Source organism: Microlunatus soli, from assembly GCF_900105385.1.
GTDB lineage: Bacteria > Actinomycetota > Actinomycetes > Propionibacteriales > Propionibacteriaceae > Microlunatus > Microlunatus soli.
This window is the reverse complement of record NZ_LT629772.1, coordinates 6,714,827-6,732,914: the sequence shown is the minus strand read 5'-3', so window position 1 is coordinate 6,732,914 and position 18,088 is coordinate 6,714,827. Positions and strand designations below refer to the sequence as shown.

Here is an 18,088-nt window from a genome sequence, read left to right as displayed (position 1 = left end):
GTCACCCGGCTGGTCGGAGTCACCCGGCTGGTCGGAGTCACCCGGCTGGTCGGAGTCACCCGGCTGGTCGGAGTTGGTGGTGATCTGGAAATAGGCAGTGCCGGTCGCGGAGCTGGTGGACCCGTCGGGCCCGGCTGCGACGATCGTCACCTGGGTTGTGTATTGACCCTCGTTTTGCGGGGTGTACTCAATCCCGCAAACCGTGGAATCGCCGGCAGCGATGGAGCTGTCCTGGCAGGACAGGCCAGTGGTGCCGCCGAGTTGGTCGATGTTGGTGTCGCCGGTGTTGTTCACCGTGACATTGATGTCGACCTGGTCACCAGGTGCCGACTGCGGGCCAGGGGCCTGGGAAGCGGACTCCCCATTGACCTGGATGTCGGTCACCTCAATCGAGACCTTGCCGTCGGAGTCACCCGGCTGGTCGGAGTCACCCGGCTGGTCGGAATCGCCCGGCTGGTCGGAGTCACCCGGCTGGTCGGAGTCACCCGGCTGGTCGGAGTCACCCGGCTGGTCGGAGTCACCCGGCTGGTCGGAGTTGGTGGTGATCTGGAAATAGGCAGTGCCGGTCGCGGAGCTGGTGGACCCGTCGGGCCCGGCTGCGACGATCGTCACCTGGGTTGTGTATTGACCCTCGTTTTGCGGGGTGTACTCAATCCCGCAAACCGTGGAATCGCCGGCAGCGATGGAGCTGTCCTGGCAGGACAGGCCAGTGGTGCCGCCGAGTTGGTCGATGTTGGTGTCGCCGGTGTTGTTCACCGTGACATTGATGTCGACCTGGTCACCAGGTGCCGACTGCGGGCCAGGGGCCTGGGAAGCGGACTCCCCATTGACCTGGATGTCGGTCACCTCAATCGAGACCTTGCCGTCGGAGTCACCCGGCTGGTCGGAATCGCCCGGCTGGTCGGAATCGCCCGGCTGGTCGGAATCGCCCGGCTGGTCGGAACCACCTTGGGTCGGGACACCCTGCTGATCTCCGCCGCAGGTACCGAAGTCCTGCGAGTTGACGAACAGGAGCGAAGCAGCCTGCATGCCGCAGGGGTTCTGCTGCATGCCACCCACAAGGGTGATGGTCTGCTGCGAAGCAATGTCATTTGCGTTGACGCCAGCATTGCCGGCGTTACCTGACGTGCTTCCCGATGAAACCCCGTCACCACCACAGGTACCGAAGTCCTGGGAGGTGGTGAAGAGGAGCGAAGCAGCCTGCATGCCGCAGGGGTTCTGCTGCATGCCACCCACAAGGGTGATGGTCTGCTGCGATGCGAGGTCCGAGGACCCGGCGCCGGCAGGAATGCCGGTCGCCGAGTCCGCGGAGGTGTTGCCGGCAACAACGTTGCTGTCGCCACCACAGGTGCCCCAGTCGGTCGTGTTCACGAAGAACAGCGACGCTTCCTGAGCACCACACGGGTTTTGCTGCATGCCTCCAACAGCGGTAATTGTCTGCTGGGAGGCCAGGTCCGAGGACCCGGCGCCGGCAGGAATGCCGGTCGCCGAGTCCGCGGAGGTGTTGCCGGCAACGACGTTGGTGCTGTCGCCGGCGCAGGTGCCCCAGTCGGTCGTGTTCACGAAGAACAACGACGCTTCCTGAGCACCACACGGGTTTTGCTGCATGCCACCGATAGCGGTGATGGTCTGCTGGGAAGCCACATCAGTGGATCCAGAGCCATTACCAGCAACGGTTCCTGCGGCCGTGTCACCAGCTGCGGTGCCGCCTGCAACAACATTGCTGTTGTCGCCGGCGCAGGTGCCCCAGTCGGTCGTGTTCACGAAGAACAGCGAGGCCTCTTGGGCGCCACACGGGTTTTGCTGCATTCCACCGATGGCGGTGATGGTCTGCTGCGAAGCCACATCGGTGTCTCCGGAGCCGGCCACGCCAGCGGCGGTGTTTCCTGCGGCCGTGTTGCCAACGACGTTGGTGCTGTCGCCGGCGCAGGTGCCCCAGTCGGTCGTGTTCACGAAGAACAACGACGCTTCCTGAGCGCCACACGGGTTTTGCTGCATTCCACCGATGGCGGTGATGGTCTGCTGCGAAGCCACATCGGTGTCTCCGGAGCCGGCCACGCCAGCGGCGGTGTTTCCTGCGGCCGTGTTGCCAACGACGTTGGTGCTGTCGCCGGCGCAGGTGCCCCAGTCGGTCGTGTTCACGAAGAACAACGACGCTTCCTGAGCACCACACGGGTTTTGCTGCATTCCACCGATAGCGGTGATGGTCTGCTGGGAAGCCACATCGGTGGATCCAGAGCCATTACCAGCAACGGTTCCTGCGGCCGTGTCACCAGCTGCGGTGCCGCCTGCAACAACATTGCTGTTGTCGCCGGCGCAGGTGCCCCAGTCGGTCGTGTTCACGAAGAACAGCGACGCTTCCTGAGCACCACACGGGTTTTGCTGCATGCCACCGATAGCGGTGATGGTCTGCTGCGAAGCCACATCGGTGGATCCAGAGCCATTACCAGCAACGGTTCCTGCTGCCGTGTCACCAGCTGCGGTGCCGCCTGCAACAACATTGCTGTTGTCGCCGGCGCAGGTGCCCCAGTCGGTCGTGTTCACGAAGAACAGCGACGCTTCCTGAGCACCACACGGGTTTTGCTGCATGCCACCGATAGCGGTGATGGTCTGCTGCGAAGCCACATCGGTGTCTCCGGAGCCGGCCACGCCAGCGGCGGTGTTTCCTGCGGCCGTGTTGCCAACGACGTTGGTGCTGTCGCCGGCGCAGGTGCCCCAGTCGGTCGTGTTCACGAAGAACAACGACGCTTCCTGAGCGCCACACGGGTTTTGCTGCATTCCACCGATAGCGGTGATGGTCTGCTGGGAAGCCACATCGGTGGATCCAGAGCCATTACCAGCAACGGTTCCTGCTGCCGTGTCACCAGCTGCGGTGCCGCCTGCAACAACATTGCTGTTGTCGCCGGCGCAGGTGCCCCAGTCGGTCGTGTTCACGAAGAACAACGAGGCCTCTTGAGCGCCACACGGGTTCTGCTGCATTCCACCGATAGCGGTGATGGTCTGCTGGGAAGCCACATCAGTGGATCCAGAGCCATTACCAGCAACGGTTCCTGCCGCCGTGTCACCAGCTGCGGTGCCGCCTGCAACAACATTGCTGTTGTCGCCGGCGCAGGTGCCCCAGTCGGTCGTGTTCACGAAGAACAACGACGCTTCTTGGGCGCCACACGGGTTCTGCTGCATTCCGCCGATGGCGGTGATGGTCTGCTGCGACGCGACGTCAGTCGAGCCGGAGCCATTACCTGCGACGGTTCCTGCGGCCGTGTCACCAGCTGCGGTGCCGCCTGCAACAACATTGCTGTTGTCGCCGGCGCAGGTGCCCCAGTCGGTCGTGTTCACGAAGAACAACGACGCTTCCTGAGCGCCACACGGGTTTTGCTGCATGCCGCCGATGGCGGTGATGGTCTGCTGCGACGCGACGTCAGTCGAGCCGGAGCCACCAGCAACACCAGCGGTTCCTGCGGCCGTGTCGCCAGTGGTGACAGCGACGCTGTCATCGCCGGCGCAGGTGCCCCAGTCGGTCGTGTTCACGAAGAACAGCGAGGCCTCTTGGGCGCCACACGGGTTCTGCTGCATTCCACCGATAGCGGTGATGGTCTGCTGCGACGCGACGTCAGTCGAGCCGGAGCCACCAGCAACACCAGCGGTTCCTGCGGCCGTGTTGCCAACGACGTTGGTGCTGTCGCCGGCGCAGGTGCCCCAGTCGGTCGTGTTCACGAAGAACAACGACGCTTCTTGGGCGCCACACGGGTTTTGCTGCATGCCGCCGATGGCGGTGATGGTCTGCTGCGACGCGACGTCAGTCGAGCCGGAGCCACCAGCAACACCAGCGGTTCCTGCGGCCGTGTTGCCAGTGGTGACAGCGACGCTGTCATCGCCGGCGCAGGTGCCCCAGTCGGTCGTGTTCACGAAGAACAGCGAAGCTTCTTGGGCGCCACACGGGTTTTGCTGCATTCCACCGACGAGGGTGATGGTCTGCTGCGAAGCCACATCGGTGTCTCCGGAGCCGGCCACACCGGCGGCGGTGTTTCCTGCTGCCGTGTTGCCAACGACGTTGGTGCTGTCGCCGGCGCAGGTGCCCCAGTCGGTCGTGTTCACGAAGAACAGCGAGGCCTCTTGGGCGCCACACGGGTTTTGCTGCATGCCGCCGATGGCGGTGATGGTCTGCTGCGACGCGACGTCAGTCGAGCCGGAGCCACCAGCAACACCAGCGGTTCCTGCGGCCGTGTCGCCAGTGGTGACAGCGACGCTGTCATCGCCGGCGCAGGTGCCCCAGTCGGTCGTGTTCACGAAGAACAGCGAGGCTTCTTGGGCGCCACACGGGTTTTGCTGCATTCCACCGACGAGGGTGATGGTCTGCTGCGAAGCCACATCGGTGTCTCCGGAGCCGGCCACGCCAGCGGCGGTGTTTCCTGCTGCCGTGTTGCCAACGACGTTGGTGCTGTCGCCGGCGCAGGTGCCCCAGTCGGTCGTGTTCACGAAGAACAGCGACGCTTCCTGAGCACCACACGGGTTTTGCTGCATGCCACCGATAGCGGTGATGGTCTGCTGGGAAGCCACATCGGTGGATCCAGAGCCATTACCAGCAACGGTTCCTGCGGCCGTGCCGCCTGCAACAACATTGCTGTTGTCGCCGGCGCAGGTGCCCCAGTCGGTCGTGTTCACGAAGAACAGCGAAGCTTCTTGGGCGCCACACGGGTTTTGCTGCATGCCACCGATGGCGGTGATGGTCTGCTGCGAAGCCACATCAGTGTCTCCGGAGCCGGCCACACCGGCGGCGGTGTTTCCTGCTGCCGTGTTGCCAACGACGTTGGTGCTGTCGCCGGCGCAGGTGCCCCAGTCGGTCGTGTTCACGAAGAACAGCGAGGCCTCTTGGGCGCCACACGGGTTCTGCTGCATGCCGCCGATGGCGGTGATGGTCTGCTGCGACGCGACGTCAGTCGAGCCGGAGCCACCAGCAACACCAGCGGTTCCTGCGGCCGTGTCGCCAGTGGTGACAGCGACGCTGTCATCGCCGGCGCAGGTGCCCCAGTCGGTCGTGTTCACGAAGAACAGCGAGGCCTCTTGGGCGCCACACGGGTTTTGCTGCATTCCACCGACGAGGGTGATGGTCTGCTGCGAAGCCACATCGGTGTCTCCGGAGCCGGCCACACCGGCGGCGGTGTTTCCTGCTGCCGTGTTGCCAACGACGTTGGTGCTGTCGCCGGCGCAGGTGCCCCAGTCGGTCGTGTTCACGAAGAACAACGAGGCCTCTTGGGCGCCACACGGGTTTTGCTGCATGCCGCCGATGGCGGTGATGGTCTGCTGCGACGCGACGTCAGTCGAGCCGGAGCCACCAGCAACACCAGCGGTTCCTGCGGCCGTGTCGCCAGTGGTGACAGCGACGCTGTCATCGCCGGCGCAGGTGCCCCAGTCGGTCGTGTTCACGAAGAACAACGACGCTTCTTGGGCGCCACACGGGTTTTGCTGCATTCCACCGACGAGGGTGATGGTCTGCTGCGAAGCCACATCAGTGTCTCCGGAGCCGGCCACGCCAGCGGCGGTGTTTCCTGCTGCCGTGTTGCCAACGACGTTGGTGCTGTCGCCGGCGCAGGTGCCCCAGTCGGTCGTGTTCACGAAGAACAGCGAGGCCTCTTGGGCGCCACACGGGTTTTGCTGCATTCCACCGATAGCGGTGATGGTCTGCTGGGAAGCCACATCGGTGGATCCAGAGCCATTACCAGCAACGGTTCCTGCTGCCGTGTCACCAGCTGCGGTGCCGCCTGCAACAACATTGCTGTTGTCGCCGGCGCAGGTGCCCCAGTCGGTCGTGTTCACGAAGAACAGCGACGCTTCCTGGGCGCCACACGGGTTTTGCTGCATGCCGCCGATGGCGGTGATGGTCTGCTGCGACGCGACGTCAGTCGAGCCGGAGCCACCAGCAACACCAGCGGTTCCTGCGGCCGTGTTGCCAACGACGTTGGTGCTGTCGCCGGCGCAGGTGCCCCAGTCGGTCGTGTTCACGAAGAACAGCGACGCTTCCTGGGCGCCACACGGGTTCTGCTGCATACCACCGATGGCGGTGATGGTCTGCTGCGAAGCCACATCGGTGTCTCCGGAGCCGGCCACGCCAGCGGCGGTGTTTCCTGCTGCCGTGTTGCCAACGACGTTGGTGCTGTCGCCGGCGCAGGTGCCCCAGTCGGTCGTGTTCACGAAGAACAACGACGCTTCCTGAGCACCACACGGGTTTTGCTGCATTCCACCGACGAGGGTGATGGTCTGCTGCGAAGCCACATCAGTGTCTCCGGAACCGGCCACGCCATTGTCGGAAGGCAGAACATTGCCGTCCTGAATCGTCACATCAGGTGCAGGTGCCGAAATCGGGACTATTTGTGGGTCACTGTCATCGGACTCACCTCCGGAGGTCGACTCACTGGAGGAGCTGACCTGATGAGACTGCCGCGGACGGTTCACCGTGGTTGTGGTCGTGCTGTGCGAAACATCGCCCTGGGTCGTGACCTGGGGCGTATTGGTGGTGACGCTCGAGGTACCAGAGGTACCGCCGACCGATGCTCCACCAGTTGCCGCGACCGGAGCCGCAGCCGTATCCGTACCAGCGTTCCCGATCGCGGTCAGGATCCCGGAGTCGGCGCTGCCGGAATCCGTTGCCTGGATCGGAATGTCGAGCACGGGGGCGCTGGCGCCGCCGTTGCTGGTTGCGTTGGCTGACGACTCGTCAGAGCCGGCAGCCGTCTGTGCGTTTGCCGCGGCCATGTCGGACGACGGTCCAACCTGCTGGGATGTCGACTGGACCTGGCCGTTCGGCTGTACGTCACCGGTCACTGCGCCGGTCGCACCCTCGACACTGCCCACCGGGTCGGTGGTAACTGCCGTGAGTTCGCCGGAACCGGGAACCTTCTGCACTGCCGTGCTGAGGGGATCTCCGGTGGTGCCGGTGAGCTTGCTGATGATGCCGCCGCCCTGGAGCTGACCGACCGTATTGGTCACAGCTTCAAGGGGCGTACCGCTGGTGAGGTTCCCGACCGCTTGAACGGGGGAGCCTCCGGTGATCTTGCCAACGGTTTGCAGCGGGGAGCCGCCGCCGGTGACCTGGCCGACCGTTCCGGTGACGAGGGCGACCGGGCTGTTACCTCCGGTGACCTTGCCAACGGTCTGCAGCGGGGAGCCGCCGCCGGTGACCTGACCGACCGTTCCGGTGACGAGGGCGACCGGGCTGTTACCTCCGGTGACCTTGCCAACCGTCTCGAGCGGGGAGCCGCCGCCGGTGACTTGACCGACCGTTCCGGTGACCAGCTGAACCGGATCGGATCCACCAGTGACGCTACCCACCACGTCGAGTGGGGAGCCACCTCCGGAGCCCTTTCCGGTCGTACCGGTGACCAGTTCCAGCGGCTCATTGCCGCCGGTGACGAGGGCCAACGGGCCACCGCCTCCGGCGAGGCCGCCGGTCGCACCATCGACCGTGCCGGTAACCGTACCGACCGGATCGTTGGACAGCTGACCGACTTCGGTGGTCACCGTGCCGACCGGGTCACTCTCGACCTGACCGACCGTGTTGGTGACCAGCTGGACCGGATCGCTGCCGCCGGTGACGCTACCCACAACGTTCAGTGGGGAACCGCCGCCGGTGACGCCGCCGACCGTGTCGGTGACCAGCTTGACCGGATCGTTGCCGCCGGTGACGCCGCCCACAACGTTGAGTGGGGAACCGCCGCCGGTGACGCCGCCGACCGTGTCGGTAACCGTCTTGACCGGATCGTTGCCGCCGGTGACGCCGCCCACAACGTTCAGTGGGGAACCGTCGCCGGTGACCTGGCCGACCGTGCCGGTCACTGTGTCAACCGGATCATTTTCGACCTGGCCGACTTCCTGAGTCACCGTGCCGACCGGATCGCTCTCGACCTGGCCGACGGTGTTGGTGACCAGCTGCACCGGATCATTACCTCCGGTGACACCGCCCACCGTGTCGGTGACCGTCTTGACTGGGCTGTCACCGCCCGTGACGGACGAAACCGGATCATCTGACGATTCGGAATCACCCCGGGTGGCGCCCGTGTTGGCGTCGACATCAGTAGCGTGCACTTCGCCCGCTGCTGCGACGTCCTTCGCCTCGTCCAACGCCGCCGAGACCGTTTCCGGATCTGCAGCGATGGTGGACTTGTCATTCGTGGTGCTGATCTGCACATCCTTGCCCGAAGACTCGGCGTTGACGGAGTGATCACCAAGAAGATCGTCCGTCGTGCCTGCCTCGGCCTTCAGCTGTGCAGAGTTATCTGTTGAGTCGGACGTCGGTTCGCCGGCAGCGACCTTGATCGCTCCCGACTGCTGATCATCCAGATTCGCCGACGCATCAGCCGATGCACCGGTGGCGGATCCCGCCGCGCCGTCAGCCGTAGCTGCGACCTTGTCGGTGGTGTCGCCAACGACGGGGAGGCCACCAAGAAGGCCACCCGTGGTGTTGTCGACTTCACCGACCACGCCGGATACGAGCCCGTCGGAATCGTTGTCCTGGATGGTCACGTCAGCGTCGTCGTTGTTCGACGACTCGTCCGTCTCTGACGTTGCCTTCACCGGCTGCTCTTCAGCCGCTGGTGAGGCGTCGTTGCTTTCATCTGTGTTTTCTGCGGTGGCTTCATCGGTCGCTGATGTCTTGACCGGTTCGGCCTTGACCGCCTCGGTGCCTGCCTTGTCATCGGACAGGGTGGTCACCTTGACGGACTTGTCCGACTTCGTCGACGCCGCGCTGTCCTCGTCCGTGGTGGACTTGGACGCCGTGGCGATCTTCGTCGTCGGGGTTGCGTTGTCATCGTCCGCCGCGTGCTTCGGCGCGGCGTCCGTGGTTTCCATCTTCTGGCTGTCCGCGGCGTGCTTGGGTGCGGCAGCTGTGCTCTCATCCTCATGCGACGCCTTGGCGTGCTTCGGCTGAGATTCGGATCCATCGCTCGTGGCGTTATCCTGCGATGAGGTCGCCTCGGCGGTGTGAACCTTCGTCGCCTTGACAGGTTCAGAGTCGGACTTGCTGGTACTGCTCTGCTCCTGTGACGACCCGCCTTGTTCCTGTGCCTTCGAAGTCGACTTGGCTTCGGAGGACAGGGACGAGGTCTTTGCCGCAGCGGGTTCGGTGCTTCCGGACTTGGCTTCATGGGCCGGGGCCTCATGAGCCGTACTGCTGCCGGACGAACTCTTCTGCAGCTTGACAGTCGAACGAGCCGGTTGGCTGTGGTCGGATGCCTTCGTCGCTGTCGATTCGTCGGATTCGTTGGACTCGCTCTGTCCCTTGAGTGATGACGTGACCGGTTTGGTCGTGTCGGAAACAGTCTCGTCCACAGTTTTCGTCAGGCCGGACACAAGGCCGTCCTGCGAATCATCCGAACCCGGTGGTGATCCGTTGTCAGCGTGAGCCAGCGTTCCGCCGAGCGCGAGGATTCCTCCTGCGATGGCTGCTGCCCATGCTGTTCTTCGTAGTCCCCGAGAACAGACTTCTCTCACAATGTCTCCCAACATTGCACGGGTTTGAAGTTCAGGTCCTCATGTATGTCTGCTGACCATGGAGGGTCGGATCACAGGCGTCGGCCCAGACATGGGCGAGCGCACTGGATCAGAGCAGACGGGACACCCGTCAGTCAGGGGAGGAGCCAGGACCGAACGTGGGTCCTGTGGGGAGATTCTCTGATTCGGGATGTACGGTCCCGAGTTGATCAAGTTTGGGGAGCTTGAACGCGTCGGCAAGGACGCCGGCGTTGCTCGCGGCGGAGCCACCGCCGATTGAGGAGTTGGCACCGGCGCTGCCGCCGTGGCCGCTACCGCCGCCCACCGAGGGAGCGAGAACGTCGACGGCGCCGGGCTTCAGGTGCGACCCACCGAGCCCCTGCGAGCTGTCAGCATCGTCATCGCCCAGACCGTCGGTTGCGTTCTGCAGGAACGAGGTCGGCTGAGCGGCACGCTGGCCGGGGCGGGTGGGGCTATCCATCACGGGACCGAGTCGTACGGTCCCGGTCGGCTGGAGCGTCGTCGGCTCGTCCGAGGTCAGCGTTCGGACCGGCTGCAGCGTCGCCACGGTCATCGCCGGAACCGTCGACGGCACGGCCGCGAGCTGGTCAACGGACAACGACCCTGAGGGCGCGACATCGGCTACGGACCCGGTGTTCCAGGACGGCAGCGTCGCGCTCACCGTAGGCAGGATCGCGCCGGTCAGCGGTTGGGTGACGATGTTGATCACCTCGGTGACCGAACCCACCGGCCCACTGATCGCTGTCACGATCGGGTCGACCACGGTCGTCACGGTCGACGTGGCGTTGACCACTGGAGCCGTGACGGTGTTGATCACCGGGGCGGTGACATCGGTCACGGTGTTGATCACCGGGGCGGTGACATCGGTCACGGAATTGATCACCGGTGCCGTCACATCACCGACGGTCGTGGTCACCGGCGCAGCCACGTCGGTGACGGTGTTGATCACCGGGGCGGCCACGTCACCGACCGCTTCGGTCACCGGCACAGCGGTCGATACGACGGTCCGGGTGATCGGGGCGGCGACGTGCGCGACCTCGTCGACCACCGGAGAAACTGTCTGATCGAGTAGTGGCGCCACGGTCTCGTCGACCAGCGGACCGACCGTACGATCCACGAGTGGCGTGACGGTTTGATCAAGGACTGGACTGACGGTCTTGTCGACCAGCGGGTCGACGATCGGCGCAACGGTTCCCTCGACGATCGGTGCCACGGTGTGATCGAGTAGCGGAGCAGCGGCCTTGTCCACCACCGGCGTGACCGCTTGATCAACAAGTGGGCCGACCGATGCGTCCAACACCGGTGCGACGGTGTTCTTGATCAACGGGGTGACCGTGTGATCGATGAGCGGCGCGACCGAGTCGCCCAACAGTGCCGTCGTGGTTCGTTCCAGCAGGGCACCGGTCGGTGAGCTGTCTGCCGAACCGCGATCGGTCGAGGTGGTTTCGCCGGAGACGGCCGAGATTGCCTCATCGGAGCGGAGAGCGCCGTCGTCCGCCGTACTCGGATCGGTCTGCTCGGCGTGGTCCTCAGTGGGCTGTGCGGAACCGGCCGCAAGCCGGTCGAGACCGCCGAGCACCGGCACCAGATCGCGGATGATCGACGTGGAGTGATCGGCGTCGGAGCGATCCGCGGCCTCGTCCAGATCGGTCCTGGGCTGGGAGGCGGCACCGTCGTCGGTGACGTGGCCTGCCGACGACGAGGCCCGCGTGCCGATCGGGATCGACAGCAGCGTCGGCCGGTCACCGAGCAGGTCGGCCGCGGCTGCGGTGTCCGGGACATCGGCCGCAGTGGTATCGGCGACGGTCAGCTCGGACTCGGCGTCGGCGGAGTCAGTCGCAGCGGTCGCGTCGTGACGATGATCGGCGGCTCCGCGATCGGCCCCGTCGGCCGGTTCGGTGGCGCCGTCGGTTGCGTTCCCCGTCACCGGTGCGACCAGCGAGTCGACCATCGACAGTGGGGCATCGGACGAGTGATCGTCGTCGACCTGGATGGCCTGCCGAGCCCCATCGTCGGCCGGTCCTGCCGCGGCGTCGGCGGCGGTCGCAGAACTGAAGGTCGATCCGAGAAGCGTCTCGAGTCCGCTGTCGCGGCTGTCGTCCTCCACCTGCTTGGCGTCCTCGGAATCGGTCGAGGTCACGTCGGCAGTGGTGGATTGATCGGCAGTGCCAGATTGATCGGCAGTGCCGGATTGATCGGCGGTGTCAGAAACGTCGGCGTTGGTGCTCGTGTGACGGGGGTCGTCGGATTCGGTATCGGCAATCGAGGAAGTGGCGACATCGCTGGCGCGAACATCAGCAGCATTCGAATTGCCCGCGGTTACTGAATCCTTGTCGCCGTTCGTCTTGGTAAGTGACGCCGGCGAGTCATCAGCACCCGCCGCATCCTCGTCAACGGCGGGGGAGGAAACTTCTTCCTCGGTAGTGGAGGAGTGCTGATTCTCTGACTTGTCCGCAACGTCGACGGCATTCTTGTCGTTCGAGGATCCTGTAGCGACCTGAGCGATATCGTCGATCGCATCGATCAGGTCGGTTGAATTCTCGGTGGAGTCAGAAGAAGCCTCTTCTGCTTCATCGGAGATCTCGGAGTTGTTTTCCTCGAAATCACTCGAGCTTGAATCCTCTGAAATCTTGTTCGGTGATGTCGAAACGGAAGCGCCGGTGTTGTCGTCGGAATCCTGTGCTTCGTGATTATTCGGATCTGTCGAGTCCGACTGGCTGCTGATCGACGAATTCTTATCCGCCGACCGATCCGAGTTTGATGCTGAATTGTCAGAAGACTTCGAGGTCTTCGAGATCTCCGAATTCTCGGTGTCCGAATTGTTGGACTTCTCGGAGCTATCCAAGTCTTTCGAATTCGCGGTGACGGTCTGGATGGACTCGGTCTTGATCGAGTCCTCGTCACCGGAATGGTTTGCCTGCTGGTCGTGCTGTGCTTGGTTGTTGCTCTGCTGTGTCGACGTCGCGTCGTCGTCCGACGATGCGGCGTGACGAGGGGTGTAGTCGCCGGCGCTGCTGTGCTGCGTCGTCGAGTCTTCGCCGTCCCGAGCTCGGCGGGGCATCACCCGGGCACCCTGATCGGATCGCGACTCCGACGTCGTGCTGGTCGGAGCCGGGTCGGTGTTGGTCGTGTGTCGGACTGTCGAATCCACGGTCTTGGTGACTCCGCTCAGCAGGCCGGCCCTGGGGGCCTTGTCTGCTGCCTTGGTGTCGCGGAGCGCTACGGGATCTTTCTCGTCCGCGCTGGCCGTGTGGGCCAGTGCCACACATGCGACGGCAGACAGGCCGACCATGAAGGCCAGCCGGAGTGCGAATCGCGCCGAGCCGCTTGACCGTCGGTTCCACGTCGAAGGTGAAGCCGCTTGTCCAGCAGGCTTCTTGGTGTCCCGGGGCTGTGGGGCGCGGCGGGTGCTGCGAGGCATTTGACTTCACCTCCTCTCTGCGGATCCAACACGTGCTGCGCAGTCGTGAACTGCGTAGCCGGACTCTTCCCCGAGTCCCCCGAGAGGCTTGTGAAGTGCTGCTCTGTCGGCCGTGGCCGACGCGTGGAGCGGGCGGTGCTTGGATGCGACGGATCGCCACCATCCACTCCGGTGAGCCCAGGATCTTGGTCATCCTGTGCACTAGACAGTGCCGAATCTAAGCGTTGACCCGAACCGTGTCAATGCTGCAATGCCGAAATCCTGAGGTTTGGTCAGAGTGGTGGCAGAGGGCGCGCTTGCGACCCTCTCGATGCCGGTGCGCAAGCCCTGTCCGGGCAGCGTGGTTAGCCGACCGAAGGGGGTGCCATGGTGCCCTCGATGAGGAGCGCCCAGGCGTAAAAGGCACGAAACGTCATTTCAGAATGAGGCTTTCATAAAGTTTTGGAGGTTCTGCCCTCCGAAGGTGTGCCCAGCCATCCCGGGTAGACCGCCGCATCGCGCCGATTGGTACTGAATCGGCGTGCTGTCGCCCCGCCCGATGCTTGGTGTGCCAGCGCGCGGATCGGAGGGGGTCGTGGATGGGCTGTACGGCGCCGCCGCCCATGTCGTCGGTACGACCTGGGCGCCCGCGTCGATTCGGTGCCCACTGCGCCAGGGGCGCAGCGCGTCCGACGGGATGCAGTCGTGCTGCAACGGCTGCCGCTCTCGAAGCGATGTTGATCATGGAATGGCGTCCGGCCGGCGGCGGTGGTGCGGTCGCTGGCAGAGCGTAGGTCCGGTCGGCTGCATCCCGTTCGGGTACGAGGAACCGGTCGCTGGCTGACAGTCCGCGCTCGTCCGCCGATCGCAAACTCACGCTTGCCGACAGGGGCGGCAGGTAGCGGCGGGGAAATCGTTGAATGCCAAGGTGATCAGGTCATCTGGATTTCCTTCGGGTGACTTGCTGTGCGGGCGGACGCCGATCCGTTCCTGCGGGCATAGCTTTGCGCGCACCGCCTCGTTGAATTGAACGGGTTCTGTCACTCGGCCGGCATGGCGGCGTAGGTCGGATCCGCTGTTCGTACTGGCACTGATGCATCTGGTCGCCAGGGATGCTTGTTGCTATCGCTGTCTCGTGGAGTGGAGTTCGCCGCTCTTTCTGTGGTCGAGACTGCGAGAACGCACCGTCCGGCCCTATGAGCGAAACGTGGTGGAGTGGCGTGGTGGAGGAATGACGACTCGTGTCCGAGCGCTAGGAAAACTTGCGTATGTTGGTCGTCGGCTGTCATGCGGCGGATCCGGAAGGTGGGCGTGCGAAAGAGGGTATCGGTGAAGAGTTTCCTTCTGTCGTTGATGTGGTCGTGGGATAACGCCGTCGGCTGGCGCGTTCGAATGCTCGACAAAGATGCGACTTCGCATTGGCGCGCACCTTGATCGGTGATGGTGCCGGCTGCGGCTCAGTCGCCGGAATGGGGGCGTCGAATACCGGAAATGTCTGCCGCCCGGCCAGCAAGCATGACGATGAGGAGTTCATCGTGGTGAATTGCATCGCCGCCCAACGGTTGTCGAAGAGTCGAAAGTCCGAAGCGCCCCGGGACATCACGAAGGGCCCTGAGCGTGTCGGAGGGGTTGTGTCCGTGGTTCCGATCTGGTGGTCGGGGCCACGGTCCTGCGACAGGCTCAGGGCCCTTCGACAAGCTCGGGGGCCTCAGGTCGTGATCAGTTGGGGATGATCAGGCCCTTGGTCTGTTGGGTGGCGCGGGTGAAGCGTTCTTGGGCGTCGGCCCAGTTGACCACGTTCCACCAGGCCTTGACGTAGTCGGGCTTGACGTTTTGGTAGTCCAGGTAGAAGGCGTGTTCCCACATGTCCAGCAGCACGATCGGGACCTGGGCGATGGGCAGGTTGCCCTGCTGGTCGTAGAGCTGGACGATGTTGAGTCGTTGGCCGAGGCTGTCCCAGGCCAGGATGGCCCAGCCCGATCCCATGATGGTGGTGGCGGTGGCTTCGAAGTGGGCGCGGAAGCCGTCGAAGGAGCCGAAGAACTCGTCGATGGCCTGGCCGAGTTCGCCGGTGGGCTTGTCGCCGCCGTCGGGGGAGAGGTTGGGCCAGAAGACGGAGTGGTTGACGTGGCCGCCGAGGTTGAAGGCCAGGGCCTTCTCCAGGCCGGCGACGGTGCCCAGACTGTTCTTGTCGCGGGCTTCGGCGAGTTGGTCCAGGGCGGTGTTGACCGCCTTCACGTAGGTGGCGTGGTGCTTGTCATGGTGGAGTTCCATGATCTTGCCCGAGATATGGGGCTCGAGTGCTCCGTAGTCGTACGGCAGATCGGGAAGCTCGTAGGCAGCCATCTTCAGTCCTCTCGTGGTGTTGCCTTGATCTCTACCCATCCTGCAACTTCAACAACGGTTGAGGGCAAGCGGCCGTCTTGTCGGCGGACGGAATCATCCCTAGAATCGAACACAAGAGCGATTGAGGGAGGATGCATGGAGACCTTGGTGCCGCCCGGCTGGCCGGCGACGGTTCGACCACCGGGGGTAGAGGGATGGGAACGGCAGGCGATCGCGCATCTGCTGGATTGCTGCCCACCGGACTTTCGGCGGGAGGCTCTGTTCGCCCGACATCCGCTGGTGCTGGCGATCTTCGCCGAACGCTGCGTCCAGGGCCAACAGCGTGCCGCCCACGACGGGCTGGCGCTGGTGCGCGCCGACCTCGGCGACCGATTCGACCAGCCGGTGGTCGATGCGGCCGTCGACGTCTGGCAGGCCGAGTCGGCCCGACTGATCCGCGTCGTACGGGAGGTGGACCTGCTGCGGCGTGCCTTCTCGGGCGAGCAGTTCGTTCCGACCCTGGCCGGCAGATGGAACACAAGGCCGACCTGACCGCTCCGGGGCCGCCGAGCCGTTTACGAAAGGCCGCTCTCGAAGGATGTCGGTGACGACCCTATTAATGTCCTGAGATCTCGGCGCGAGCCGCCGAACCGGCGCGACCCCGGGCACCCGTCCCACGTAAACTCGGGCCCATGTCCTTGCTGGAGACGATCGATCAGCCGCGTGACCTGCGCGGGCTCTCCGCAGCACAGCTGGAACGGCTGAGTGAGGAGATCCGGGCCTTCCTGATCCACCACGTCTCCCGTACCGGCGGCCACCTCGGTCCCAACCTCGGTGTCGTCGAGCTGACCATCGCGCTGCATCGGGTCTTCGACTCGCCGCAGGACCCGATGGTCTTCGACACCGGCCACCAGAGCTATGTCCACAAGATCCTCACCGGTCGGCGCGACCGGTTCCCGACCCTGAAGCAGCGCCATGGGCTGTCCGGCTACCCGAGCCGGACCGAGTCCGAACACGACTGGGTCGAAAACCAGCATGCCTCGGCTTCCTTGTCCTATGCCGACGGCCTGGCCAAGGCGATCCGGCTCCGCGACGACGATCAGACCGTGGTGGCGGTGATCGGTGACGGCGCGCTCACCGGAGGGATGGCCTGGGAGGCGTTGAACAACATCGCCGCAGCCAAGGACCTGCCGGTGGTGATCGTCGTGAACGACAACGGCCGGTCCTACACGCCGACCGTCGGTGCGATCGCCAACCACCTGACCACGCTGCGCACCGATCCGAGGTACGAGCAGGTGCTCGACCTGGTCCGCCGCAGTGTGACCCGGGCACCACTGGTCGGCAGCGCGGCCTATGAACTGCTGCACGGTGTGAAGACCGGGCTGAAGGACGTGCTTGCTCCGCAGGGGATGTTCGCCGACCTCGGGATGAAGTATGTCGGCCCGATCGACGGGCACGACATCGGCGCAGTCGAGCGAGCGCTGCAGCAGGCCAAGAATTTCGGCGGCCCGGTTCTGGTGCATGTCATCACCCAGAAGGGCAAGGGCTACCCGGCCGCGGAGAACAACGTCGAAGACCAGTTCCACACCGTCGGGAAGTTCGACGAGATCACCGGCGAGCTGTTGGCCGGGTCGAAGGGGCCGAGCTGGACCGACGTCTTCGGCGAGGAACTCGTCCGACTCGGTCGCCGGGACGATCGGCTGGTCGCCATCACTGCCGCGATGCTGTATCCCACCGGGCTGCACCGCTTCGCCGAGGCCTTCCCGGAGCGGACGTTCGATGTCGGCATCGCCGAGCAACACGCGGTGACCTCGGCTGCCGGCCTCGCGATGGGCGGAATGCATCCGGTCTTCGGTGTGTACGCGACCTTCCTCAATCGGGCATTTGACCAGTTGCTGTTGGATGTCGCCATGCATCGGCTCGGCGTGACCTTCGTCCTCGACCGCGCCGGCGTCACGGGTAATGACGGGGCCAGCCACAACGGGGTCTGGGACATGTCGTTGCTGCCGATCGTGCCCGGTCTGCATTTGGCCGCACCACGCGACGCGACCCGGCTGCGTGAAGCGCTCGGTCGTGCAGTGAGCGTCGACGACGCGCCGACGGTGTTGCGCTACTCCAAGGACGCGGTGCCGGCCGATATCGGGGCGATCGAGTCCGTGAACGGGGTCGATGTGCTTGCCGGCTCGGTCGCCGAACCGTCCGACGTCTTGATCGTCGGATACGGCGCGATGGTGCCGACGGCGCTCGCGGTCGGTCGTCGGCTGACCGATCAGGGAGTGGCGGCGACCGTCGTCGATCCGGTCTGGGCCCTGCCGGTCAACCCGGCCCTGATCGACCTGGCCGCGTCCCATCAGTTGGTGATCACGGTCGAGGACAACGGCGTCGTCGGTGGCTGCGGAGCACGGCTGGCCCAGGAATTCGGCACCCGCGGGCTGCCGACGCCGGTACGCAACTTCGGCGTCCCGCCGGCATTCCTCGAACACGGCAGCCGCGCGGAGATCCTGGACGAGATCGGCCTCTCGGCCCAGGACATCGCCCGAGCAACCCTGGAACAGCTGCTCGGCCACGCCCGCCCGATGACTGCCGAGGACGTCCTCCAAGATCAACAACGCCCCAGCGCCTGACCGGACGAATCGGTTCCACCGGTAGCGCTGGACGTCCAGGGCCTGTCGGGGATGTGCCGGCAGCCACGCCGGTTCGGCTAGCCGCTGGTCTTCACCGCGACCGGATTGATCGGCCGTGGCCGACGTTGCGACGTTGCGGTAGCCGACGAGCAAACCGGTTCTCGGCGCGCCGGCCGGGCTAAGGCGACACCGGAGCCCGCACCCGAGCGGCAACCGGGATTTCGGCCCGTCG

Annotated in this window: 6 protein-coding genes; 3 read left to right on the top strand and 3 right to left on the bottom strand. The window is 64.8% G+C overall.

The window, feature by feature from the left end:
* Nucleotides 1–9,345: hypothetical protein (locus BLU38_RS30655; RefSeq protein WP_172836255.1), on the bottom strand; the 9,345-nt coding region annotated here is incomplete at its 3' end.
* A gap of 271 nt (nucleotides 9,346–9,616) precedes the next feature.
* Nucleotides 9,617–11,647: a hypothetical protein gene (locus BLU38_RS31130; RefSeq protein WP_157683893.1), complete on the bottom strand. Its 2,031-nt coding sequence runs from the start codon at nucleotides 11,645–11,647 to the stop codon at nucleotides 9,617–9,619.
* 628 nt (nucleotides 11,648–12,275) lie between these two features.
* Between BLU38_RS31130 and BLU38_RS31125 the strand changes: the two genes are divergently transcribed.
* On the top strand, nucleotides 12,276–12,497 hold the full coding sequence (locus BLU38_RS31125) for a hypothetical protein (protein ID WP_157683891.1): 222 nt from the start codon (nucleotides 12,276–12,278) through the stop codon (nucleotides 12,495–12,497).
* A gap of 2,129 nt (nucleotides 12,498–14,626) precedes the next feature.
* Here BLU38_RS31125 and BLU38_RS30645 read toward each other — a convergent pair.
* Nucleotides 14,627–15,253 (bottom strand): superoxide dismutase, encoded by a 627-nt coding sequence (locus tag BLU38_RS30645; RefSeq protein ID WP_091526996.1) that lies wholly within the window; start codon nucleotides 15,251–15,253, stop codon nucleotides 14,627–14,629.
* 135 nt (nucleotides 15,254–15,388) lie between these two features.
* Here BLU38_RS30645 and BLU38_RS30640 point away from each other — a divergent pair, with 135 nt between their 5' ends.
* Nucleotides 15,389–15,784 (top strand): hypothetical protein, encoded by a 396-nt coding sequence (locus BLU38_RS30640; protein WP_091531467.1) that lies wholly within the window; start codon nucleotides 15,389–15,391, stop codon nucleotides 15,782–15,784.
* 140 nt (nucleotides 15,785–15,924) lie between these two features.
* Nucleotides 15,925–17,856 carry a 1-deoxy-D-xylulose-5-phosphate synthase gene (dxs, locus tag BLU38_RS30635; RefSeq protein WP_091531463.1) on the top strand — a complete coding sequence of 644 codons (1,932 nt, stop codon included), beginning with the start codon at nucleotides 15,925–15,927 and terminating at the stop codon, nucleotides 17,854–17,856.
* Nucleotides 17,857–18,088: the final 232 nt, after the last annotated feature.

Bases quoted from the DNA above. Each gene is read 5' to 3' on its own strand.
- BLU38_RS30645 (WP_091526996.1), bottom strand. From the start codon at position 15,253: ATGGCTGCCTACGAGCTTCCCGATCTGCCGTACGACTACGGAGCACTC.
- BLU38_RS30640 (WP_091531467.1), top strand. From the start codon at position 15,389: ATGGAGACCTTGGTGCCGCCCGGCTGGCCGGCGACGGTTCGACCACCG.
- dxs (WP_091531463.1), top strand. From the start codon at position 15,925: ATGTCCTTGCTGGAGACGATCGATCAGCCGCGTGACCTGCGCGGGCTC.